25 protein-coding genes and 2 tRNA genes are annotated in these 22,290 nt (G+C 54.2%); 17 read left to right on the top strand and 10 right to left on the bottom strand.

Annotated features, from left to right (window positions below):
* Window positions 1–23 precede the first annotated feature (23 nt).
* The gene (gene rutR / locus AC07WB_RS07100; RefSeq protein WP_345826926.1) at window positions 24–659 is read right to left on the bottom strand and encodes an HTH-type transcriptional regulator RutR; all 636 of its coding nucleotides are present in this window, start codon (window positions 657–659) and stop codon (window positions 24–26) included.
* Between the two features lie 307 nt (window positions 660–966).
* On the opposite strand from rutR, the gene rutA reads away from it, so the two are divergent.
* Genes rutA through rutG form a run of 6 tightly spaced genes read left to right on the top strand, consistent with a single transcriptional unit; the run spans window position 967 to window position 5,917 of the window.
* A complete protein-coding gene (gene rutA, locus AC07WB_RS07095; protein ID WP_097097557.1) occupies window positions 967–2,058 on the top strand; it encodes a pyrimidine utilization protein A in 1,092 nt (363 codons plus the stop codon).
* The gene (rutB, locus tag AC07WB_RS07090) at window positions 2,058–2,768 is read left to right on the top strand and encodes a pyrimidine utilization protein B (RefSeq protein WP_097094308.1); all 711 of its coding nucleotides are present in this window, start codon (window positions 2,058–2,060) and stop codon (window positions 2,766–2,768) included. The genes rutA and rutB overlap by 1 nt, the downstream gene beginning before the upstream one ends.
* Window positions 2,769–2,810: 42 nt before the next feature.
* Entirely contained in the window at window positions 2,811–3,206 is a 396-nt protein-coding gene (rutC, locus tag AC07WB_RS07085; RefSeq protein ID WP_097094309.1) for a pyrimidine utilization protein C, read from the top strand.
* The gene (gene rutD / locus AC07WB_RS07080) at window positions 3,206–4,009 is read left to right on the top strand and encodes a pyrimidine utilization protein D (protein WP_494940236.1); all 804 of its coding nucleotides are present in this window, start codon (window positions 3,206–3,208) and stop codon (window positions 4,007–4,009) included. Before rutC ends, rutD begins: the two co-directional genes overlap by 1 nt.
* A gap of 15 nt (window positions 4,010–4,024) precedes the next feature.
* Window positions 4,025–4,546 (top strand): NADH-dependent FMN reductase RutF, encoded by a 522-nt coding sequence (gene rutF / locus AC07WB_RS07075; protein WP_097094311.1) that lies wholly within the window; start codon window positions 4,025–4,027, stop codon window positions 4,544–4,546.
* 45 nt (window positions 4,547–4,591) lie between these two features.
* Window positions 4,592–5,917 carry a pyrimidine utilization transport protein G gene (rutG, locus tag AC07WB_RS07070; protein WP_494940235.1) on the top strand — a complete coding sequence of 442 codons (1,326 nt, stop codon included), beginning with the start codon at window positions 4,592–4,594 and terminating at the stop codon, window positions 5,915–5,917.
* Here the strand turns inward: rutG and AC07WB_RS07065 are convergent.
* Together AC07WB_RS07065 and AC07WB_RS07060 are read right to left on the bottom strand one after the other, a co-directional pair.
* The gene (locus tag AC07WB_RS07065) at window positions 5,914–6,828 is read right to left on the bottom strand and encodes a DMT family transporter (protein WP_494940234.1); all 915 of its coding nucleotides are present in this window, start codon (window positions 6,826–6,828) and stop codon (window positions 5,914–5,916) included. The genes rutG and AC07WB_RS07065 overlap by 4 nt on opposite strands.
* Before the next feature lie 110 nt (window positions 6,829–6,938).
* Window positions 6,939–7,103 carry a con-10 family general stress protein gene (locus tag AC07WB_RS07060; protein ID WP_071845623.1) on the bottom strand — a complete coding sequence of 55 codons (165 nt, stop codon included), beginning with the start codon at window positions 7,101–7,103 and terminating at the stop codon, window positions 6,939–6,941.
* A 295-nt stretch (window positions 7,104–7,398) separates the two neighbouring features.
* Between AC07WB_RS07060 and wrbA the strand changes: the two genes are divergently transcribed.
* The 3 genes from wrbA to AC07WB_RS07045 are packed head-to-tail and all read left to right on the top strand — an operon-like array spanning window position 7,399 to window position 9,680.
* Window positions 7,399–7,998: an NAD(P)H:quinone oxidoreductase gene (gene wrbA, locus AC07WB_RS07055; RefSeq protein WP_097094314.1), complete on the top strand. Its 600-nt coding sequence runs from the start codon at window positions 7,399–7,401 to the stop codon at window positions 7,996–7,998.
* A 21-nt stretch (window positions 7,999–8,019) separates the two neighbouring features.
* Window positions 8,020–8,250 (top strand): YccJ family protein, encoded by a 231-nt coding sequence (locus AC07WB_RS07050; RefSeq protein ID WP_097094315.1) that lies wholly within the window; start codon window positions 8,020–8,022, stop codon window positions 8,248–8,250.
* A 56-nt stretch (window positions 8,251–8,306) separates the two neighbouring features.
* Complete coding sequence (locus AC07WB_RS07045; protein ID WP_494940233.1) at window positions 8,307–9,680, top strand: NAD-dependent succinate-semialdehyde dehydrogenase; 1,374 nt, start codon at window positions 8,307–8,309, stop codon at window positions 9,678–9,680.
* Window positions 9,681–9,733: 53 nt separating this feature from the next.
* Here AC07WB_RS07045 and agp read toward each other — a convergent pair whose 3' ends face one another.
* From agp to AC07WB_RS07030, 3 genes are all read right to left on the bottom strand, one after another.
* Window positions 9,734–11,344 carry a bifunctional glucose-1-phosphatase/inositol phosphatase gene (agp, locus tag AC07WB_RS07040; RefSeq protein WP_494940232.1) on the bottom strand — a complete coding sequence of 537 codons (1,611 nt, stop codon included), beginning with the start codon at window positions 11,342–11,344 and terminating at the stop codon, window positions 9,734–9,736.
* A gap of 256 nt (window positions 11,345–11,600) precedes the next feature.
* Window positions 11,601–11,688: transfer RNA gene (locus AC07WB_RS07035), tRNA-Ser, on the bottom strand.
* A 37-nt stretch (window positions 11,689–11,725) separates the two neighbouring features.
* Window positions 11,726–11,813 (bottom strand) — tRNA-Ser (locus AC07WB_RS07030).
* Window positions 11,814–12,035: 222 nt separating this feature from the next.
* Between AC07WB_RS07030 and yccA the strand changes: the two genes are divergently transcribed.
* Window positions 12,036–12,689 carry an FtsH protease modulator YccA gene (gene yccA / locus AC07WB_RS07025; RefSeq protein WP_097094318.1) on the top strand — a complete coding sequence of 218 codons (654 nt, stop codon included), beginning with the start codon at window positions 12,036–12,038 and terminating at the stop codon, window positions 12,687–12,689.
* Window positions 12,690–12,787: 98 nt separating this feature from the next.
* Window positions 12,788–13,114, top strand: a complete 327-nt coding sequence (gene tusE, locus AC07WB_RS07020) for a sulfurtransferase TusE (protein ID WP_097094319.1) — start codon at window positions 12,788–12,790, stop codon at window positions 13,112–13,114.
* On the opposite strand, the gene yccX is transcribed toward tusE, so the two are convergent.
* Window positions 13,115–13,393: an acylphosphatase gene (gene yccX / locus AC07WB_RS07015; protein WP_097094320.1), complete on the bottom strand. Its 279-nt coding sequence runs from the start codon at window positions 13,391–13,393 to the stop codon at window positions 13,115–13,117.
* An 85-nt stretch (window positions 13,394–13,478) separates the two neighbouring features.
* On the opposite strand from yccX, the gene rlmI reads away from it, so the two are divergent.
* Together rlmI and hspQ are read left to right on the top strand one after the other, a co-directional pair.
* Complete coding sequence (rlmI, locus tag AC07WB_RS07010; RefSeq protein WP_345826933.1) at window positions 13,479–14,669, top strand: 23S rRNA (cytosine(1962)-C(5))-methyltransferase RlmI; 1,191 nt, start codon at window positions 13,479–13,481, stop codon at window positions 14,667–14,669.
* A gap of 59 nt (window positions 14,670–14,728) precedes the next feature.
* Window positions 14,729–15,046 carry a heat shock protein HspQ gene (hspQ, locus tag AC07WB_RS07005; RefSeq protein ID WP_097094322.1) on the top strand — a complete coding sequence of 106 codons (318 nt, stop codon included), beginning with the start codon at window positions 14,729–14,731 and terminating at the stop codon, window positions 15,044–15,046.
* 31 nt (window positions 15,047–15,077) lie between these two features.
* Here hspQ and AC07WB_RS07000 read toward each other — a convergent pair whose 3' ends face one another.
* Complete coding sequence (locus tag AC07WB_RS07000) at window positions 15,078–15,491, bottom strand: CoA-binding protein (RefSeq protein WP_097094323.1); 414 nt, start codon at window positions 15,489–15,491, stop codon at window positions 15,078–15,080.
* Between the two features lie 179 nt (window positions 15,492–15,670).
* On the opposite strand from AC07WB_RS07000, the gene AC07WB_RS06995 reads away from it, so the two are divergent.
* Window positions 15,671–16,297 (top strand): YccT family protein, encoded by a 627-nt coding sequence (locus AC07WB_RS06995; RefSeq protein WP_345826934.1) that lies wholly within the window; start codon window positions 15,671–15,673, stop codon window positions 16,295–16,297.
* Window positions 16,298–16,365: 68 nt separating this feature from the next.
* Window positions 16,366–16,827, top strand: a complete 462-nt coding sequence (locus tag AC07WB_RS06990) for a methylglyoxal synthase (protein ID WP_097094325.1) — start codon at window positions 16,366–16,368, stop codon at window positions 16,825–16,827.
* Between the two features lie 3 nt (window positions 16,828–16,830).
* On the opposite strand, the gene helD is transcribed toward AC07WB_RS06990, so the two are convergent.
* Complete coding sequence (gene helD / locus AC07WB_RS06985) at window positions 16,831–18,885, bottom strand: DNA helicase IV (protein WP_494940231.1); 2,055 nt, start codon at window positions 18,883–18,885, stop codon at window positions 16,831–16,833.
* Between the two features lie 123 nt (window positions 18,886–19,008).
* On the opposite strand from helD, the gene AC07WB_RS06980 reads away from it, so the two are divergent.
* Both AC07WB_RS06980 and yccS read left to right on the top strand, forming a co-directional pair.
* Entirely contained in the window at window positions 19,009–19,452 is a 444-nt protein-coding gene (locus AC07WB_RS06980; protein ID WP_097094327.1) for a YccF domain-containing protein, read from the top strand.
* 9 nt (window positions 19,453–19,461) lie between these two features.
* On the top strand, window positions 19,462–21,600 hold the full coding sequence (yccS, locus tag AC07WB_RS06975) for a YccS family putative transporter (protein ID WP_097094328.1): 2,139 nt from the start codon (window positions 19,462–19,464) through the stop codon (window positions 21,598–21,600).
* Here the strand turns inward: yccS and AC07WB_RS06970 are convergent.
* Window positions 21,597–22,226 carry a TfoX/Sxy family DNA transformation protein gene (locus AC07WB_RS06970; RefSeq protein WP_494940230.1) on the bottom strand — a complete coding sequence of 210 codons (630 nt, stop codon included), beginning with the start codon at window positions 22,224–22,226 and terminating at the stop codon, window positions 21,597–21,599. The two genes, yccS and AC07WB_RS06970, sit on opposite strands and share 4 nt — an antisense overlap.
* Between the last annotated feature and the right edge of the window lie 64 nt (window positions 22,227–22,290).

Here is a 22,290-nt window from a genome sequence, read left to right as displayed (position 1 = left end):
GCTCTCTCCTTGAAAAAGCGGGATCAGCGCACGCGGATCCCTTCAATAATCATGCGCTGTACATTCTCCAGCGTCTGTTCAAAGAACGCCGCATCGTGCAACGTTTGGCCAGTAATCGCTTCCACCTGCGAGGCGAAATCCGCGTAGTGCTGAGTCGTGGCCCACAGTAGGAAAAACAGGTGCTGTGGCTGCACGCCCGCCAGGCGACCTTCGGCGATCCACTGCTCGATAATCGCCGCCTTCTCATCCACCAGCGCCTTTAAATCACCGGCCAGTTCACCTTTCAGCAACGGCGCACCCTGCAACATTTCCAGACAGAACAGGCGCGAGGCCTGCGGGTGATCGCGCGAGACTTCCAGTTTCAGACGGATATATTGGCGAATCGCCGTCAGCGGATCGTGATCGTGCTGCAGCGCACGCAGCGGTGCCAGCCACACATCAAGGATCTCTTTCAGAACCGCCACATACAGCACTTCTTTCGACGGAAAGTAATACAGCAGATTGGTTTTGGAGACATCGGCGCGCTCGGCCACTTTATCCAGGCTGGTGCCGTGAATGCCGAATTGCGAGAAGAAGGCTAAGGCCGCTTCGAGTATGGCCGCCCGTTTTGCGGCGACCGCTCGCGAGCGGCGTCCCGGTTTTTTTTCATCGCTTTTCACACTGTTACCTCATCCGTCCTGCGTAAATGCATCATAACAAAGGCCTCCTTTCCTGCCTAATCGCCCATCTGCACCTTTTTTGACCATGCGGCGCATGAAAAACGTGCAGAAGTTTTTGACCAAACGGTCTGTTTTGGACCAATCACTCCAGTTTAAAACCGCTAATATTTTTAACACATTGTTGTATAAGCCTTTTAAAAATGTGGCACAGCCTTTGCAGAATTGTGATCGAGCGCCGACCGTAGGATGCGTGCAGGAAGCAGCGCAGCGCGTGAAGCAATCCCCGTCTAATGCAGAGAGGTTTCACATGAAAATTGGCGTCTTTATCCCGATTGGTAATAACGGCTGGCTGATCTCCACCCATGCGCCGCAATACAAGCCAACCTTTGAGCTGAACAAAGCGATTGTGCTGAAAGCAGAGCATTATCATTTCGACTTTGCGCTTTCGATGATCAAGCTACGTGGCTTTGGCGGTAAAACCGAGTTTTGGGATCACAACCTCGAATCCTTCACGCTGATGGCGGGCCTCGCGGCAGTGACCTCACGCATTGAGATTTACGCAACCGCCGCCACGCTGACGTTACCGCCAGCGATTGTCGCGCGTATGGCATCCACCATTGATTCCATCTCGAATGGCCGCTTTGGCGTCAACCTTGTCACCGGCTGGCAGAAGCCGGAATACGAGCAGATGGGCCTGTGGCCGGGCGATGCCTACTTCTCCAGCCGCTACCAATATCTAACCGAATACGTCACCGTGCTGCGCGATTTATGGGGCACCGGCCAGAGCGATTTCAAAGGCGAATTCTTTACCATGAACGATTGCCGCGTCAGCCCGCAGCCGCAAAAACCGATGAAGGTAATCTGCGCCGGGCAGAGCGATGCTGGCATGGCGTTCTCGGCGCAGCATGCCGATTACAACTTCTGCTTCGGCAAAGGCGTCAACACACCAACCGCCTTCGCACCTACCGCCGCGCGCATGAAACAGGCCGCCGACAAAGCCGGTCGTGATGTCGGTTCTTATGTGCTGTTTATGATTATCGCCGCCGAAAGCGACGACGCCGCACGCGCCAAATGGGAGCACTACAAAGCCGGTGCCGATGAAGAGGCGCTCGCCTGGCTCACCACCCAAAGCCAGCAGGACACTAAATCCGGCAGCGACACCAACGTGCGCCAGATGGCCGATCCCACCTCCGCCGTCAACATCAATATGGGCACATTAGTCGGCTCTTACGCCAATGTGGCACGAATGTTGGATGAAGTTGCATTAGTCGATGGCACGCAAGGCGTGCTGTTGACCTTCGACGACTTCCTGCAAGGCATCGAAGATTTCGGTGAACGTATCCAACCATTAATGCAGTGCCGCCACAATTTGATTGCATCCCAGCAGGAGGTTGCCTGATGAGTACCGTTGTTTGCGCCCATACCGAGAGTTTACCGAACATCACTTTGCCCGCGCGCCCGGAAGCTATCGCGTTGCCGCCGGCGCAAAGTGCGCTGATTGTGGTGGATATGCAGAACGCCTACGCCACCGAAGGAGGCTATCTCGACCTGGCGGGCTTTGATGTCTCTGCCACTAAACCGGTAATTGCCAAAATTCACCAGGCAGTGACCGCCGCGCGCGCCGCCGGTATACAGATCATCTGGTTCCAGAATGGCTGGGACGATCAATACGTGGAGGCTGGCGATGCCGGTTCCCCCAATTTCCACAAATCCAACGCGCTGAAGACCATGCGCAAACGTCCGGAACTGCAGGGCACGCTGCTGTCGAAAGGCGGCTGGGATTATGCGCTGGTGGATGAACTGGTGCCGCAGGCCGGCGACATCGTGCTGCCGAAACCGCGCTACAGCGGCTTTTTCAACACGCCGCTCGACAGCATGCTGCGCAGCCGCGGCATTCGCCATTTGGTGTTTACCGGCATCGCCACCAATGTCTGCGTGGAATCGACGCTGCGCGACGGCTTCTTCCTTGAGTATTTCGGCGTGGTGCTGGAAGACGCGACTTATCAAGCGGGTCCGGCGTTCGCCCAGCAGGCGGCAATTTTTAATATCGAAACGTTTTTTGGCTGGGTAAGCGATACCGATACGTTCTGTGAAGCGCTAAAAAGCTAATGCGCCGTTGCACCTGCAAACCGATAAAAAGAGGATTTCGCCATGCCTAAGAGTGTGATTATTCCGCCCGGCAGCGGTACGCCGATTGCCCCGTTCGTGCCCGGCACCTTAGCCGATGGCGTGGTGTATGTTTCCGGCACCTTGCCGTTCGATGCCAGCAACAATGTGGTGCACGTGGGTGATGCGGCGGCGCAAACGCGCCACGTGCTGGAAACCATCAAAAAGGTGATTGAAACCGCTGGCGGCACCATGGACGACGTGACGTTCAACTCGATATTTCTCACCGACTGGAGCAACTACGCGGCGATAAACCAGATTTATGCCGAATACTTTCCCGGCGATAAACCGGCGCGCTTCTGCATCCAATGCGGACTGGTGAAGCCAGATGCCTTGATCGAAATCGCCACCGTTGCCCACATCGGCAAGCAGGAGGCCTGATGCATCTGGAGATTCAGGGTTTAACCGATAAGGATGCGCCGACGCTCGTGCTCTCTTCGGGGTTAGGCGGCGTAGCCGGTTTTTGGCAGCCGCAGCTGGCAGCACTGACGCCGCATTATCGCGTAATCACCTACGATCAGCGCGGCACCGGCCGCAGCGCGGCTACGTTACCGGATGGCTACAGCATGGCGATGATGGCGGCGGAACTGGCCGACGCGCTGGAACAACGGGGCATTGAATATTACGACATTATCGGTCATGCGCTGGGCGGTTTGATTGGCCTGCAGCTGGCACTGAATTTCCCCTCGCGCGTGGGCCGCGTGGTGGTGATCAACGGCTGGCTGTCGCTGGATGCGCATACGCAGCGCTGCTTCCAGGTGCGTCAGGATCTGTTGATGAACGTCGGTGTTGAAGCCTTTGTGCGCGCACAGCCGCTGTTCCTGTATCCCGCTGAATGGCTGGCGCGTAATCAGGCGCGTATTGCGGCGGAAGATGCGCACCATGTGGCCCATTTTCAGGGCATGGAAAATCTGCTGCGCCGTTTACACGCACTTAAAAGCGCCGATTTCCGTGCGCAGGCGGCGCGGATCGCGCAGCCGGTATTGGCGATTTGCAGTCAGGACGACCTGCTGGTGCCGTGGAGCTGCTCGCCACAGCTGGCGCAAGCCTTGCCCAACGGCAGCCTGATTGAGATGGCCTGGGGCGGGCACGCCATGAGCGTGACGGATGCCGACAACTTTAACGCGCTGCTGTTGCGCTGGCTGGCCGATACGGCTACGCCTGCCCAACGTGCGGCCAGCTAATCACAGGAGCCGCTGATGAGCGTGCACGAACTACCTGTTTTACCCCTTGTGGAGCGCGATGCGTTTCGTAACGCTATGGCGTGCTTAGGCGCAGCGGTGAATATCATCACCACCGATGGCCCCGCCGGACGCGCCGGTTTTACCGCTTCAGCGGTGTGCAGCGTAACCGATACACCGCCAACGTTGCTGGTATGCCTGAATCGATCGGCATCGGTTTGGCCGATTTTTCGCGATAACGGTTATCTGTGCGTCAACACGCTGGCCGCCGGGCATGAAGCACTCTCGACGCTGTTTGGTGGCAAAACGCCGATGGGAGAACGCTTCGCGGCAGCCGAGTGGCATACGCTCGCCAGCGGTTCCCCGCTGTTAGAGGGCGCGCTGGTGTCGTTCGACTGCAAGGTCGCGCAGGTGGTGAGCGTTGGCACACACGACATTCTGTTTTGCGAAGTGCAGGCGCTGGTGCGCAACGATGAGACGCACGGCCTGGCATGGTTTGACCGTGGATATCATCACCTTTTACGGCAGGATGCCCGCTAACGCCGCACTGTGCGGCCCGCTTTCACTGACACCCTGGAGATGACGATGGCGAGTTCCTGGTTCCCCCGCTGGCAGAAAAAGTCAGTCTTGACCGATGATGGGCTGATCGCGCCGGATGAAACGCTGCCGTTGGCGCAGACGGTCATCCTTGGCCTGCAGCATGCTGTGGCAATGTTTGGCGCAACGGTATTGATGCCGTTGCTAATGGGACTTGACCCCAATCTGGCGATTCTGGTTTCCGGTATCGGTACGCTGCTGTTTTTTGTCGTCACTGGCGGTCGCGTACCCAGCTATCTCGGCTCCAGCGCGGCGTTTGTGGGCGTGATTATTGCGGTAACCGGCTTTAACGGCCAGGGACTCAATCCCAATCTGGCGCTGGCGCTCGGTGGCGTAATCGCCTGCGGCGCGCTCTATACGCTGATTGGTCTGGTGGTGATGAAAGTCGGCACCGGCTGGATAGAACGCCTGATGCCGCCGGTGGTGACCGGTGCGGTGGTAATGGCAATTGGCCTCAATCTGGCACCGATTGCGGTACACGGCGTATCCGGCTCGATGTTCGACAGCTGGATGGCGGTGATGACGGTGCTGTGCATTGGGCTGGTGGCGGTGTTTACGCGCGGCATGATTCAGCGCCTGCTGATTCTGGTAGGGCTGATTGTAGCGTGGGCGATCTACACGCTGCTGACCAACGTGCTGGGTTTCGGCAAACCGGTGGATTTTAGCGGTCTCGCCAATGCGGCGTGGTTTGGTCTGCCGCATACCACCGCGCCGATCTTTGATATGCAGGCCATCGTGATGATTGCGCCCATAGCGATTATTCTGGTGGCGGAAAATCTTGGACACATCAAAGCCGTGGCAGGCATGACCGGGCGCAACCTCGATCCGTGGATGGGCCGCGCATTCGTCGGCGATGGATTAGCAACCATGCTATCCGGCTCGATGGGCGGCAGTGGCGTGACGACGTATGCCGAAAATATCGGCGTGATGGCGGTGACCAAAGTCTACTCGACCTTAGCTTTCGTCGCGGCGGCGGTGATTGCGCTGGTGCTCGGCTTTTCACCAAAATTTGGCGCGTTGATTCACACCATTCCCGGTCCGGTGATTGGCGGCGCATCGATTGTGGTGTTTGGTTTGATTGCGGTAGCAGGCGCGCGTATTTGGGTGCAGAACCACGTCGACTTCAATCAGAACGGCAATTTGATCATGGTGGCGACCACGCTGGTGTTGGGTGCCGGTGATTTTGCGCTGAAGATTGGTAGCTTCACTATTGGCGGTATTGGCACCGCGACCTTTGGTGCCATCATTCTTAACGCGATTTTGCAACGCCGCGGCGCCGCATTGGCGAACCAGGCGGCACGGCAACATCCTTAAGGTTCGAGCGGTGCCTCATCGGGCACCGCTTTCTTCCGACGGATACGCAGCTCGCTGACGATGACCCCGCACACAATCAGTGCCGCGCCCAGCAGCGCAGCGGCAGGCAAACGCTCCCCTGCGATACGCCCTACTACGCCCGCCCAAACCGGCTCCCCGGCATAAATCACCGTAGCACGCGTTGGCGATACGCTACGCTGCGCCCAGTTCATCGTCACCTGGATTAATGCGCTGGCCGCACCTAAGCCCAGCGCGCTGAGCAGCAGTGGCATTGACATGGCAGGAACCGATTCACCATTCGGGATCATCAAGACGAAGGCACAAGCGGATGCGACCATCAACTGGATCAGCGTCACCCGACGTACATCGACTTGTCCGGCATAGCGGCTAATCAGGATGATCTCGGCTGCGATAGCCAGCGTGCTGAGTAAGGTGGCGATTTCGCCTGCATTTAACGTCAGGCTACCATCCTGCGGACCGGCTACCAGCACCAGACCGGTAAATGCCAGTAAAATCCCCAGCCACGCCATCAACCCCGGTGGACGACGCAGGAACACCCACTGCAACAGCGGCACCACCGGCACATACAGCGCGGTGAGAAACGCCGATTGACTACTGGAGATGGTCTGCATGCCCCAGGTTTGCAGCCCATAGCCGCCGGCAATCGCCACGCCGATCAGCGCGCCAGCTTTAATTTCCAGCCAGGTGACCTGCTTAAGATAGCTACGGAAGAAAAACACCAGCAATAGCGAAGCCGTGGCAAAACGCAGCCCTACGAAGAAAAACGGACCGGAATGCGCCATCGCTCGATGCACCACCAAAAAGGTGCCACCCCAAACCATGGTAATAAAAATGAGCACCAGCTCCTGACGCGAAATGCGTAAGCTGAAACGAGAGGATGAAACGGACATAACGCACCAAAAGAGTGAATTGGCGGTCAGTTTGCTTAGAGAGAATGGAAATTGCAATGATTGTTACCGCCGGGCTAACCCGGCGGTTGGGGGAATGGTGAACAGACGCGCTATTTTTTGCTGCGACTGCGTCCCCCCTTTTCACCTGCTTCAGAGGCGCGTTGCGGGTCGTTTCTAAAATTACCCCCGCTGTTTTTGCCGCCTTTACGACCTGCCTCTGCGGCTCTTTCACGATCTTCTGCGAAATTGCCTGATCCTCCACGATGTTGCGCCATCATTTCCTCCAGGATTGAGCATTCAGGTTGAGGACTTTTCACAATGCCGCTGCGAAAAGCAGGGTGAGGATATACCGCTCACCTGCTTAAAGAATAGCCAATAGCATGATAAATCCCGCCCCGTATTCATACTTTGAAACACATAATTCACTCATTTATCTGCTAAAAGCCAAATTTACCGCCGCGTTACAAGCAGTTAGACGCGCATTATTGGCGTCTGGTCATCCTCTGTACAGCAGCCTACGCAGGCTCTTCTATACTTCTGAGTACTCATCACCCCAGCAGGATGAAAACAATGGCAAAAATTTTAGTGCTCTATTATTCGATGTACGGACACATTGAAACCATGGCGCAGGCCGTGGCGGAAGGCGCAAAGCGCGTAAGCGGTGCAGACGTTACCATTCTCCGCGTGCCGGAAAGTATGGACGCGGAGCGTTTTGCCCAGGTTGGCGGCAAAGTCAATCAGGCGGCACGTGAAGCTGTGCCGGAAGATCTAACGCAGTACGATGCCATTATCGTTGGCACCCCTACTCGCTTCGGCAATATGGCGGGTCAGATGCGCAATTTCTGGGACCGCACCGGTGGGCTGTGGGCCTCGGGCGCACTGTACGGCAAAATCGCCAGCGTCTTCGCCTCAACAGGCACTGGCGGCGGGCAGGAACAAACCATCACCTCGGTGTGGACCACCCTTGCCCACCACGGCATGGTTATTGTTCCCATCGGCTATGGCACCAAAGAACTTTTTGACATCTCGCACGTGCGTGGTGGCACGCCTTATGGCGCAACCACGCTTGCCGGTGGAGATGGATCACGTCAACCCTCGGCGGAAGAATTGGATATAGCCCGTTACCAGGGCCAACACGTCGCCGAACTGGCGGTAAAGCTGCAAGGATAAAATCCACAACAGGAGACTTTTATGACAACAGAACAGTCGAAAGAGCATCACGTGGGCGAATGGGCTTCGCTGCGCCACACCTCGCGCGAAATCGCTGAAGCCATTTTTGAGGTAGCCAACTACGACGAACGTTTGGCAGAGCAGATCTGGAGTCAGCAAGGCAGTGATGACGTGCTGATTCGCGCTTTCAAAAAGACCGACCAGGATGTTCTGACCTGGGATGACAAAACCGTTGAGCGCAAAAACGTTTGAATTCTGGGCGGGCAATGTCCCGCCTTCGTTATCTTTACATCTCCAGGGAGTCCTGTATGTCAGCCTATCAAAGTATCAATCCGGCCAACAACCAACTGTTAAAAGCGTGGAACGAGCACGATGATGCCTATGCACAGCAGGCACTGAAAACCGCTGACGAGCTTTTTCATTCCGCGTGGAGCAAAGGCGATATTCAGCCCCGGCTGCAGGTATTGCATCGTTTAGCCGATTTGATCGATCAACGCGCTGAGGAACTCGCCACGATTGCCAGTAAAGAGATGGGCAAACTTATTGGGCAGAGCCGCGGGGAAGTGAAAATCTGTTCACAAATCGCCCGCTACTACGCCGAACATGCCGCCACATTTTTACAGCCGCAGCCCTATCAAAGTGATGTCGGTGACGCCTGGCTTGAATATCATCCGATTGGTGTGATTGTTGCCGTCGAACCGTGGAATTTTCCTTATTACCAGCTGATGCGTGTACTGGCACCGAATCTGGCGCTGGGTAACCCGGTGCTGGCGAAACATGCCAACATTGTGCCGCACTGCGCTGATGTGTTTGAGAAACTGGTAGCCGAAGCCGGAGCACCTCAAGGTGCCTGGACTAACCTGTTTATCTCTACCGATCAGGTGGCGGATTTGATTGCCGACCATCGCGTACAAGGCGTGGCGCTAACCGGCTCCGAACGTGCTGGCAGCGCGGTAGCTGAGCAAGCGGGTAAACACCTGAAAAAATCAACGCTGGAACTGGGCGGTAACGATGTGTTCGTGGTGCTGGACGATGCCGATATTGATGAAGCGGTTCGCCAGGGCGCACAAGGCCGCCTCAGCAACTGCGGCCAGGTGTGTACTGCGGCCAAACGCTTTATTCTGCATGAGAAAATTGCGGACACCTTTATGGCGAAATTCAGCGCCGCCCTGCAGTCCGCCACGCCGGGTGACCCGCTGGATGAGAAAACCACGCTGGGTCCACTTTCCTCGAAAGATGCGCGCGATCGCCTGGTAAAACAGGTGGATGACGCGGTGAAACATGGCGCGCGCGTAGAGTTTGGCGGCCGTGCGATTGAAGGTGTTGGCTGTTATTACCAGCCCACGGTCCTTACTGGGTTAACACCGGAAAATCCAGCTTACTATCAAGAGTTCTTTGGTCCAGTGGCCCAAGTGTATGTTGTGGCAGACGATCGCGCTGCGGTAGCGCTGGCTAATGACTCTAATTATGGCCTTGGTGGTTCAGTGTGGACGAAGGACATCACCCGCGGCCGTAAAATGGCCTCACAAATTGAAACCGGCATGGTATTCATCAATTCACAGAGTGATACCTCTGCCGAGCTACCGTTTGGTGGGGTAAAACGTTCAGGCTATGGACGCGAACTGTCAGATCTAGGCATCAAAGAGTTTGCCAACCATAAGCTGGTGGTCGTGGCTGGCTAGATTAATCAGCATAAAAAACCCCGCCGAGGCGGGGTTTTCTTTTGGTATCAACTTTAGTTACTGGTTGCCGGTGCCGGTTTGGCTGCTTCTGCCGGCTTGGCTGGCGTCGCATCCGCTTGTGCTTTCTGCGCTGCGGCGGCATCGGCTTTAGCTTTGTCATCCGCCGCTTTTTGTGCAGTAGCTTTCTCTGCTTTAGCCTTATCGTCAGCTGCTTTATCGGCTTTCACTTTTTCTTCTGCCGCTTTGGCCTCAGCTGCTTTTTGTGCCGCTTCTTTATCCGCCGCCGCTTTATCCGCTGCTGCTTTGTCTGCTGCTGCTTTATCAGCCGCGGCCTGATCTTTCTGCTTCGCGTCATCATTCGCAGCTGCTGGTGCAGGCTGTTCCGCCGGCGCTGGGGCCGCAGCGGGTTGCAGCGGTGTACCTTGCAGTGCACCATTCAATGCGCCAGAGAATTGATCCCAGCTGCAATAGCCGTTGGCATCCGTTTCACAACCTGCCAGTTGTAGCGTGACACGCTTTGGTGGATTCTTCAGGCTCAACACATCGGCATCGCGCAGCTGATCGGCGGTTTGATACACGTACTCAATTTTCAGCAGATCTTTATTGTTTTTCGCATCGTGCCAACGCTCAAACACAACCTGACCGCCAATTGGCGTTTTCTCATCGTTGCCCGGCAGCTCATAGGGCTTCACCTGCAGCGCGCTGAGTAAAGAGGCAATGTTGGAATCATGCCCAACCATCAGCGTCACTTTGGGCGCATTGGCTTTGTCCTGATCGACTAACTGGCTGCGGATATAATCCACCAGCGGTGCGGCCACTTCGCGCGCCACTTCAGGGGAGGCAAACAGCGCATCCTGATAACCGTTTTTGATCGCCGCCAGCTCTTTCCACTGCTCAGGTGTTTTAATCTGTCCCCACGCCACCTGATCGGCCGGGAAGCCTTCGTAATATTGCAGCGTGAACGCATCCACCAGCGAATTGCCGATCTTCAGCGGTCCATTCACGTTGGGCTCTTTACCGTTATCCGCGCTGAAAGTGTTATCACCGCTGCTCAAATCACACTGCTTTTTGCCATTACAGGCCGGTGCAGATTTGTAATCAACGATTTTTTCCAGGCGCTGGAAAGCCGGCTTAAGCGCCAGTTTTTCATTCGCGGCTGTCATCGCCGCCAGCGCTTTCTTATTGAACTCATCGCTGCCGTCGGTAACCACGGGATTGAAGATAGGATCCATGGTGCCCATCGCATCCTGATGCGTAACCGCGATGTCACATCCAGGGAAAGCGCCGGTGATAAAGTACTGCGCGGTAGCAACAGTGCGCTGCAGGCTGTTAGCATACACAAAGACATTGCTGCTATCTGGGCACGTGCCATTCTGTACCAGGCCCTGCTGCGCCAGCCACTGACGGGTGTAATTACCCATGTAAACTTCCAGCACGCCACCTTTGGTGGTTAACTCACCACCCGCAACATCCCATTGCGGCCAGCTTTTTTTAGTGGATTGCTCCAGCACGCTACCGTTATTCGCTAACGGTGCACGCAGATTATGACGGCTTAACATCAGCACCTGCTGGAGTTGCATATCTCCATCCGCCGCGTAGGCGGACATGCCCATCGGGAGCGCAGCGATAACTGACAACGCGCAAAGACTCAGTTTCTTGATCATTGTGCCTATTCCATAATTCATCAGTGAAACACTCTGGCTTTCAAACGATTAGCTCGCCAAAGAGCGAATTACCGCACAGTGTAACCCAGCTTGCATCGGAAAATCGCCAGATGTTTGCAAAAACCGTGAATGGAATATAGCAGTAAACGCGCGTGCCGTCGGGCAACGGCAGCAGATTGAAAAGCAACGCGATGTTTTTCGGAATCTATGAACGCAGAAAAGCAAAAAGCCCGCATTGCTGCGGGCTTCTTTAATATGGCGGAGGGACAGAGATTCGAACTCTGGGATGGTTTCCCATCGACGGTTTTCAAGACCGTTGCCTTAAGCCACTCGGCCATCCCTCCGGATTGTTTTTTTGTTGCGTCACTCTGCAAGAGTGAGTGGCGGAGAGACAGAGATTCGAACTCTGGGATGGTTTCCCATCGACGGTTTTCAAGACCGTTGCCTTAAGCCACTCGGCCATCTCTCCGCAACGAGGCGCACTATAAACACCCCCCCGATAGATGTAAAGCCCGTATTGAATCGTTCGGCTGAAAAACAGCCAAATTCTATTTTTTCGGCGTCAAATTCGCCATTCTGCTCAGTGAAACAGCAATTTATCGCGTAAAGATGGGTAAAACGCCTTTTCTCTCTTTGAGACGCTGCGTATCCTCTTGCCATATTTGGTGTTTCTCTCTTTAAGGAGCGCGTGATGGAAAGAGTTATTAGCTCGTCGCAGCAGTCGTTAATCAGCACCCACAAAGTGCTGCGCAATACTTATCTCCTGCTCGGCTTTACGCTGGCATTCTCTGCAGTGACCGCCACGCTCAGTACGGTGTTTGCCCTGCCTTCACCGGGCTTAATTCTGATGCTGGTTGGTTTTTATGGCTTGATGTTCCTGACGCATCGCCTCGCCAACAGCCCAGCAGGTATTCTCGCGGCCTTCGCCTTCACCGGTTTCCTCGGTTACTGCCTTGGCCCGATCCTCAGCTCGTTCCTTACCGCAGGCATGGGTGATGTGATTGCCATGGCGCTGGGGGGTACCGCGCTGGTGTTCTTCGGTTGCTCGGCCTATGTGCTGACGACCCGCCGCGATATGTCTTTCCTCGGCGGCATGATGATGGCGGGCTTTGTGGTACTGCTGGTAGCCGTGGTTGCCAACATTTTCCTGCAGCTGCCTGCGCTGCATCTGGCCATTAGCGCCCTGTTCATCCTGTTCTCTGCTGGCGCCATCCTATGGGAAACCAGCAACATTATTCAGGGTGGCGAAACCAACTATATTCGCGCGACCGTGAGCCTGTATGTATCGCTGTACAATATCTTTGTTAGCCTGTTGAGCCTGTTGGGCTTCGCTAACCGCGATTAAATTAACGCAACGGTTGTTAAACCCCGCTTCGGCGGGGTTTTTGCTTTTTGTGGCCGGGCGAACTTACAATGTGTCGATTAACGTAATGAGGAACAACTGTGATTTTTGCCGGTAAAGAGATTGCCACTGACGCGGAAGGCTATTTGAAAAATAGCGCGGACTGGAGCGAGCCGCTCGCCGCCGCTATTGCGGAGCAGGAAGCGATCGTGATGAGTGAAGCACATTGGGAAGTTGTGCACTTTGTCAGGGCGTTTTATCAGGAATTTAATACCTCACCCGCAGTGCGCATGCTGGTAAAGGCTATGGCGCAAAAATATGGCGAGGAGAAAGGTAACAGCCGCTACCTGTTCCGCCTGTTTCCGGAAGGTCCAGCAAAACAAGCCACCAAAATCGCGGGATTGCCAAAACCGGCTAAGTGCCTGTAATCAACCGGTAGTAAAACGGGTGGGGTGCTCTGTCGGCTGATGCGGCTCCACCAGCACTTTATCCACGCGCGCGCTGCGCGGCCCACCTGCTTTTAACCAGCTGATTAATGCATCGACCTGCTGCGCTTCACCGGCAGCCAAAACCTCAACGCTGCCATCCGCCAGATTGCGTGCATAGCCGTTAACATTCAATGCCCTGGCCTGGGTTTGTGTGTGATAGCGAAATCCCACGCCCTGCACGATGCCATGCACCCAAATTTTACAGCATGTGGTTGCCATTACGTTCTCCCCTCACCTTGCGTTGCAATTTGCCGCCATCCGCCGGAAAATGGCGCCTCATTTTTTCAGGTAAGCATAGCAAACTATGACCGTTCGATTGATTCTCGCAAAGGGACGTGAAAAATCCCTGCTCCGTCGCCATCCATGGGTGTTCTCGGGTGCCGTTGCACGTATGGAAGGTAAAGCCCAGTCTGGTGAAACCATTGATGTCTGCGATAGCAATGGCAAGTGGCTGGCTCGCGCCGCGTATTCTCCGCAATCACAAATTCGCGCACGCGTCTGGAGCTGGCAGCAGGATGAGTCAATCGACATCACCTTCTTCGTGCGCCGCTTTGAGCAAGCGCAGCTGTGGCGTGACTGGCTGGCAAAACGCGATGGGTTGGATAGCTATCGCCTGATCGCCGGTGAGTCTGATGGTATGCCAGGCGTTACCATCGATCGTTTCGGCAACTTCCTCGTGTTGCAGCTGTTGTCAGCCGGCGCCGAGTATCAGCGTCCGGCCATTGTCTCAGCGTTGCAACAGTGCTTCCCGGATTGTGCTATATACGATCGTTCGGATGTCGCGGTACGTAAAAAAGAGGGACTGGAACTGGCGCAAGGGCCGGTTTCAGGTGAACTGCCGCCACCGCTGCTGCCTATCACCGAGCACGGTATGAAGTTGCTGGTAGATATACAGGGCGGTCATAAAACCGGTTATTACCTCGACCAACGTGATAGCCGTTATGCCACGCGTGGCTACTCTGAAAACGCACGCGTGCTGAATTGCTTCTCCTACACCGGCGGTTTTGCGGTTTCTGCGTTGATGGGCGGCTGCCGCGAGGTGATCAGCGTTGATACGTCGCAGGATGCGCTCGACGTGGCGAAACAAAACGTTGAGCTGAATGGCCTCGATGTGTCGCGCGCGCAGTTCGTGCGTGACGATGTATTTAAACTGCTGCGCCGCTATCGCGACAGCGGGGAGAAGTTTGACGTAATCGTCATGGACCCGCCGAAATTTGTCGAAAACAAGAACCAGCTGATGGGGGCATGTCGCGGTTATAAAGATATCAACATGCTGGCAATTCAGCTGTTGAATCCCGGTGGCGTGCTGCTGACGTTCTCTTGCTCTGGCCTGATGCCGACCGATTTATTCCAGAAAATCATCGCCGATGCCGCCGTAGATGCTGGTCGTGATGTACAATTTATAGAGCAGTTCCGTCAGGCAGCCGACCATCCAGTGATCGCCAGCTATCCTGAAGGGCTTTATCTGAAAGGTTTTGCCTGCCGCGTGCTGTGACTTGAAAACGCTGTTCCTGCCTCCATATCGGTAGCAGGGCAGTCTTTTGGGAGGTCACAATGATTACGACTAAATTTGGAATTGGACAGCAAGTCCGGCATCGTCTCTCCGGGGTGCTCGGCGTTATCGTGGATGTCGATCCGGAGTTTTCGCTTGATGAGCCAGAAGTCGATGATGTTGCTTCTAGCGAAGCATTACGCGCCGCGCCCTGGTATCACGTGGTAATGGAAGATGAAGAAGGCGATCAGGTGCATACTTACGTCGCTGAGGTGCAGCTCGCGGGTGAAACCTCGTTCGAGCATCCTGAACAACCCTCAATGGATGAGTTAGCCGCTTCTATTCGGCAGCAGCTGCAGGCACCAAGCCTGCGACATTAACGAAAGCGGCGACTCAGGTCGCCGTTTCTACTTAATGCGTTATCCCCAGTCGCGGTATTTCAATCTTAGGACAGCGGTCCATCACTACCGTCATTCCGGCATCCTGCGCTAAAACCGCGGCCTGTTCATTTATTACGCCCAGCTGCAGCCATAAGGTATCCGCACCAATAGCGATCGCTTCCTGCGCCACGCCCCATGCTGCTTCGGCATTGCGAAACACATCAACCATATCCACTTTTCCTGGAACCTCTGCCAGCGTGGCATACGCCGTTTGGCCAAGCAGCTGCTTCCCAGCCAGTTTAGGACTCACTGGAATCACCTCATAGCCTTGATCGAGCAGATATTTCATTACGCCATAGCTTGGTCGGTCGGGGCGATCGCTGGCGCCTACCAATGCGATACGTTTAGTTTTGGTTAGCACATCGCGGATTGTTTGATCATTCATCTTTTTTCTCCTGGTTCATTCGCTTAAGTGTAGATGGCAATGCGATCTTCACTGCAAGCGCCTTGCATGAGAAGTTTGCGCAGCAGCACGAATAAATATGTTAAAATGTAAATTAACTGCCATAATGTAATAATTTGCTACACATAATCGATTTATCCCCCCTGCTGCCGGGAGTTGAAATGAAGCTGTCTTGGACTGTTACGAGTTTACTCGTGTTGCTCGTATCGGCGTCTTGCCATGCCATCACCCTTAAGCTCAATCCTGAGATTGAACTGCTGGTGCTGGATGGACGTAAAATTTCGGGTTCGCTGTTAAAAGGTGCAGGAAGTCTTGAGCTAGAACGAGGACAGCATCAATTTCTCTTTCGGGTTGAAAAACCAGCGGCAGATACCACTCACTTTCAGTCAGTGCCAATGATTGTCACTTTTACCGCCAATGCTCATTCCGTTGCGATTCGCTTACCGGCACTGAATAATCGTCACGAACGCAACGTCTTTGATAAAACACTCAACTTCCAGCTAATTGATGAAAGTGGCAATGAAATTACAAGTCTGCGCGATCGTTTACCGCGGGAAAGTGATAACGATTTCGAAAAGGCGATGCTGAACTATAACCGCGATGCACATACCGCCTCCGTGCCGCGTTTTGCCGTTCATTCGTTAACTATCACCGCAGAGCAGTCGGATCTTGACTATGCCTGGCAGGACGCCAGCGATTTGCCCGCATTGCAGGGCTGGTTTAAGCGTTTTGATGCTGCCACACGTCTGCGTTTTATTAGTTGGATGAAAACATTACGCACAAGTTGATAGTAATGAAACGCCAGGGGTAAACTCCTGCATTAACAAATAATGCATGAGAAGAATCAGGAAGCCCTATGGAGCAAACCGTTCGTACCCTTAACGTTCAAAAACATATCGCCCTCGTTGCGCACGATCACTGTAAAGCCTCGCTGCTGGAATGGGTGCAATTCAACCAAAATACGCTGCAAACCCATGTCCTGTACGCTACCGGCACCACGGGAAATCTGATTAATCGTCATACGGGATTGGACGTCAACGCCATGCTGAGCGGCCCGATGGGCGGCGACCAGCAGGTAGGCGCGTTGATCTCGGAAGGGAAAATTGATGTGCTGATTTTCTTCTGGGACCCGCTCAATGCGGTACCGCACGATCCGGATGTAAAAGCGCTGCTTCGGCTGGCGACCGTCTGGAACATCCCTGTCGCCACTAATCGCACCACCGCCAATTTTATTATCCAGTCGCCAATGTTTGCTGAGCAGGTTGAGATCCAAATTCCAGACTATCAGCGTTACCTCGCCGATCGCCTGAAATCATAATCATCAGGCCTTACGACTTTGCGGCACGCCCAATTCGCGGAAGTGTTCAACAAAGACTGAGGGCCGATCTTTATCGAACATTAACCACACCTGTTGGCGTGCGCGCGTCATCGCCACATATGCCAGACGCCGCTCCTCCGCATCCGGGAAATCTTCCGGCTGCGGTAGTAACCCCTGTTCCATGATCGATTCCCGCGCTTCGGCCGGAAAACCGTCACGTCCCTGCTGCAAACCAAGCACAATCACGAAATCCGCCTGCTGTCCTTTACTGGCATGCATCGTCATAAAATCGATCTGCAGTTTCGGCCAGCGTGTTTTGGCTTTATCCAGGATAGCCGGTCGCAAATGATGATAGCGCGCCAGCAGCAGCACCCGCTCATGAGGTTTTGCATAACCACTAAGCTTATCGAACAGCGGCTCAAGTTGATCCTGCGGTAATAGCGTCACCGATTTCTTATTGCCTTTACTCAGGCTGTTAAGCGGCTTGCGCAGCTGGTGCGGGTTTTGCTGGACGAAACGATTCGCAATTTCACCAATGCGATCGTTAAAACGATATGTGGTATCGAGTATGCAGCGATCCCCTTCACCAAAATAGTGATGAAACGCTGTCGTCAGGCTCATCTCTGCGCCACTGAAGCGATATATGGCCTGCCAGTCATCGCCCACGGCAAACAAGCTGGTTCGTTTGTTTTGCTGGCGTAAAGCCGTCAGTAATGCAGCACGCTGCGGTGAGATGTCCTGGAATTCATCCACCAGAATATGCTTCCACGGGCTGATGAAACGGCCTTTTTCCAGAATGGCGATTGCCTGATGGATCAGCCCGGAAAAATCGACTGCGCCTTCCTCTTTCAGGGCGCTTTTCCAGGCTTTAAGCAGGGGTGCCATCAGCTTAACGCGCTTACTAAAGCTGTCGCGCTGTTCTTCTGCCACATCTGCAATCATCGCTGCCTGCGCGCCGCCATGCATACGCATTAACCCGAGCCAGCGCTCCATGCGTGAGGCTACACGCTGCGCCAGTTTGTCGTCCTGCCAAAACGGTCCTTCGGGGATCCCCCACTCAAGCTCATCCTGCAACCACTGGCGCCAACCGCTGGCCTGCGCTTTTTTGCTATTGCACTGCTCACGCCAGGTTTCTATCAGCAGATGCCGCCGCGCCTTGCTGTCGCTTTCCAGCTTACTGATTACCGGCTGTTTATTACTGCCTTCGCGGATGATATGTAGCGCCAACGCATGGAAGGTACGCGCCTGAATCGCGCTCTCGCCCAGACGCGTCTGAATGCGGTCATTCATCTCTTCAGCCGCCTGACGCCCAAACGCCAGCAGCAAAATTTGATCCGGTTGCGCTAGCTTTCGTTGCAGCAGCCAACCCGCTCGCGCCACCAGCACAGATGTTTTACCGCTACCCGCACCCGCCAGCACCAGCAGTGCATCTTCGCCATTTACCACGGCTTCACACTGCGAGGAATTCAGCGGCGTGGTTTCTACCGTGGAGAAAAATTCGTGATAATCCTTGAGGATCCTGGCGGTCCATTCGCGATTGCGCTGGCGAATGGCCGTTTCACCTTGATCCAGCCATTGCTGACAGAAATGCCAGCGGTCACGGCAATTATCGAATTCTGCAATGCGAGCAAGAGGTAGCGGTAACGCGGAAAACTGCCGCATGATGCTCTCTTTTACCGTATTCAGCTCACTGCGTTTCAACCAGCGGTCCTGCTGGATGAAAGCATGGATTTCCTGTTCCAGCGCGACAAGCACCTCAGCGCTCACGTCGCTCATCTCCAGGCTCCACTGCTGCCATGCGTGCTGTAAATAGTGGAAAAAGCGCTGCGTTTCCTGCCACTCGGTGCCGTGCAGGCGAACAACTTTCTCATCTGGCAACTGAAATTCCAGCTCGCCCCACACCATGCCACGCTTGCAGGCAATACTGATTAACTGGTTAAACGGGATCAAATATTCATGGCGATCGCCACTGACTTCCACGCCAGCAGCCAGCAGTCGAACCCGATTATAGGGATGCTGTGCCAGACGCTTACCCATTGATGTTGCTTTCAGTTCCATTCCCGCACCGTCATATGGAATTCGATTATCGCGCAGTTTACCTGTCAGACACTTGACGCTCCAGCCTTAAAAAGCGCTAAACTTGGCGCCACATATTGCGGATTGCAAAAGGAAAATCGCGTTATGCGTACTGTTTTAAATATACTGAATTTTATTCTCGGTGGTTTTTTCACCACATTGAGTTGGCTATTTGCCACCTTAATCAGCATTGTGTTGATTTTTACGCTGCCGCTGACGCGCTCCTGCTGGGAAATTACCAAATTATCGCTGCTGCCATTCGGCAACGAAGCGGTACATGTTGATGTACTGCGTCCTGACAGCAAAAGCCATGTGATGAACACCGGCGGCACTTTCCTGAATATTTTCTGGTTAATACTGTTTGGCTGGTGGCTATGTCTGGCCCACATCTCAGCCGGTATTGTGCAATGCCTGACTATCATTGGCATTCCTGTTGGCATCGCCAATTTTAAAATTGCTGCAATTGCGCTGTGGCCAGTGGGACGTCGCGTGGTATCGGTAGAAGAAGCGCAGGCAGCGCGTGAAGCCAATGCGCGTCGTCGCTACTGAGGCCGTTCAATGATGCATAACGCCTTGCCGGGCTGGCGCCGCTATTTTTTCAATAGCAGCTTACGCTATCTGCTACGCATCTTTTTTGCCTTGACCGGATGTGCGGCGGTGCCGTGGTGGCTGCACCAAATTGAGTGGACGATTCCGCTGACGCTCGGCGTGGTAGCGGCGGCTCTGGCCGACCTTGACGACCGCTGGATTGGGCGCGTTCGCAATCTTTTGATTACGCTTATCTGTTTCTGCATCGCGTCGGTCTCGGTCGAACTTCTGTTCCCGCATCCGTGGGCATTTGGGTTAGGCCTGGCGCTTTCCAGCTGGGGCTTTATTTTGCTCGGCGCACTGGGGCAACGCTACGCCACTATCGCCTTCGGCGCACTGCTGATTGCAGTCTATACCATGCTCGGTATAGGACTGTTTACGCAGTGGTGGCTGCAACCTTCGCTGCTACTGATTGGCGCCCTCTGGTATAACTTACTGACGTTTATCGGTCATTTGATGTTTCCGGTGCGTCCCGTACAGGAACAACTGGCGGGAAGCTTTTCCCAACTGGCACGCTATCTCGAAGCCAAAGCAAACTTGTTCGATCCCGACGGCGGCGAACAGGATGATGCCACGCTTGTTGCTACGGCAATGGTGAACAGCCAATTAGTCGCGCAGCTCAATCTCACGAAAACGACTATTCAAAGCCGGCTACGAGGCGATCGTGGGTCGCGTAGTACACGTCGAAGCCTGCACTACTATTTTGTCGCTCAGGATATCCATGAACGGGCCAGCTCTTCACATCTGCAATATCACCTGCTGCGTGATAACTGGCGCTATAACGAAGTGCTGTTCCGCTTCCAGCGATTGATGAATATGCAGGCGCAGGCGTGCCGAAAACTGGCGGAGACGATTTTACTGCGTCAATCCTGGCATCATGACAGCCACTTTGAACGGGCCTTCCAGCGGCTGGAAACCGCTCTGCAGCGTCTGCAGCAAAATGAGCCACAGGATCCCCATATTCGCGCGTTGTTTTGGCTGCTGCGTAATTTGCGCGCCATTGATGCGCAGCTGGCATCCATTGAATCGGAACAACTGCTTACTGAGCCCGCAATCCAGAGCGATAACCATCTCTCACGCGAAGGTCTTAGCGGCTGGGCGGATATTCGCTTACGTTTAAGCCGCCATCTCAGCCCCCACTCCGCGCTGTTTCGCCACGCGGTGCGAATGTCACTGGTACTTTGTGTTGGCTATGCATTTATTCAAATCACCGGCGTAGAGCGTGGTTACTGGATTTTGCTTACCAGCCTGTTCGTCTGCCAGCCCAATTACCATGCCACTCGCAGACGGCTTGCCCTACGTATTGGCGGCACGCTAGCAGGTATTGCCATCGGCCTTCCCGTGTTGTGGCTGGTCCCCTCCATTGAGGGTCAGCTGGTATTGATTGTGTTGAGTGGTGTTCTCTTCTTCGCCTTTCGACAGATTCAATACGCGCAAGCCACTTTATTTATCACCTTGCTGGTCCTGCTCTGTTTTAATTTGCTGGGTGAAGGATTTGAAGTGGCATTGCCACGAGTGGTGGATACTTTACTTGGCTGTGGTTTAGCCTGGCTAGCCGTGGCCTTTGTATGGCCGGATTGGCGTTTCCGCAAAATTACTGCGGTGGCCGATCGGACATTGGATGCGAACTGCCGTTATCTTGATGCGATAATGGAGCAATATCACCAAGGTAAGGACAATCGTCTGGCTTATCGCGTGGCGCGCCGTGATGCCCACAATGCTGATGCAGAACTTGCATCGGTGGTATCAAACATCAGTAGCGAACTTAAGCTTCAGCAACCGCTCCGTGAAAACGCGTTTCGACTACTGTGCCTGAACCACTCCTTCCTGAGTTATATTTCGGCGCTTGGAGCACATCGAGAGCGTTTGGCGGATAGAACATTGCTTACCTTACTGGATGACGCGGTCTGCTTTATTGAAGATGTGCTGCAGGTAGAACGCGTCACAGATTCACAGGCCACAGACATGCAGCAGGCCCTGATGCAGCGCTTAGGCGAGTTGAAGACCAGCTCAGATGGACGTGCACCATTAGTCGTCCAACAATTAGGTTTGCTGATCGCACTGCTGCCAGAGATTGCACGTCTGCGCCGTTCACTTATTAACCACTAAGGTTGCAGATGCTCCGCCGCTGCATGTTGGCGGAGCGTTTTTAGATACCAAGCACAAAGTTCCTCCCTAATTGCGCTTGGCAATGCCGCTTCATGGTGTCCTGAAATCGCGCCCTCTAATGCCAGTAGCGTTTTCAAGCCAATATGCTTATTCACCGCCCTTAACTTCAGCCAGCTTTGGCGTGATCCTATTTCACACAGAAGCCTTACCGAACTGATACCGACTTTATGCAGCATCAACTCCAACCGCAGGCTAAGATTGGGCAAATCTTTCAAGCGCAATGAGACTAATTTGCTCGCGGCTTCATCCTGAGCGGCACGTAGAGAGCTTGCCGACAAATGCAGTAATTGTTCTGGGTCTTGCCAAAGCAGTTTATCGACTTTGAAATAGCTCAGTGTTACCGGCATCCCGCGCTTACGATAGACTAGCGGTTCCAGAGAACGCTTCGCGTTATAGTGATGGAGTGCCTCACTGGCACGTAAATAGAGTGCATCCTCATTGATATAGGCGAAAACCACCTTCTCAACGGTCAGCGCATAACCACCAAATTGCGTACGGGACTCAATTTTACCTAATGCTGCTAACTGCGCTTTAGATTGCTCAACAACCGGATTATTTCTTTTCATAACGCCCCCTCATTTCAGTCCATGCACGGGAAATTTCCTAGAAAAGCTCTCAGATTCATTTGCT

The sequence above is a fragment of the Pantoea sp. GW821-FHT03E06 genome (assembly GCF_059420725.1).
The sequence above is the reverse complement of the archived record's forward strand: the minus strand, read 5'-3'. Positions and strand labels throughout refer to the sequence as shown.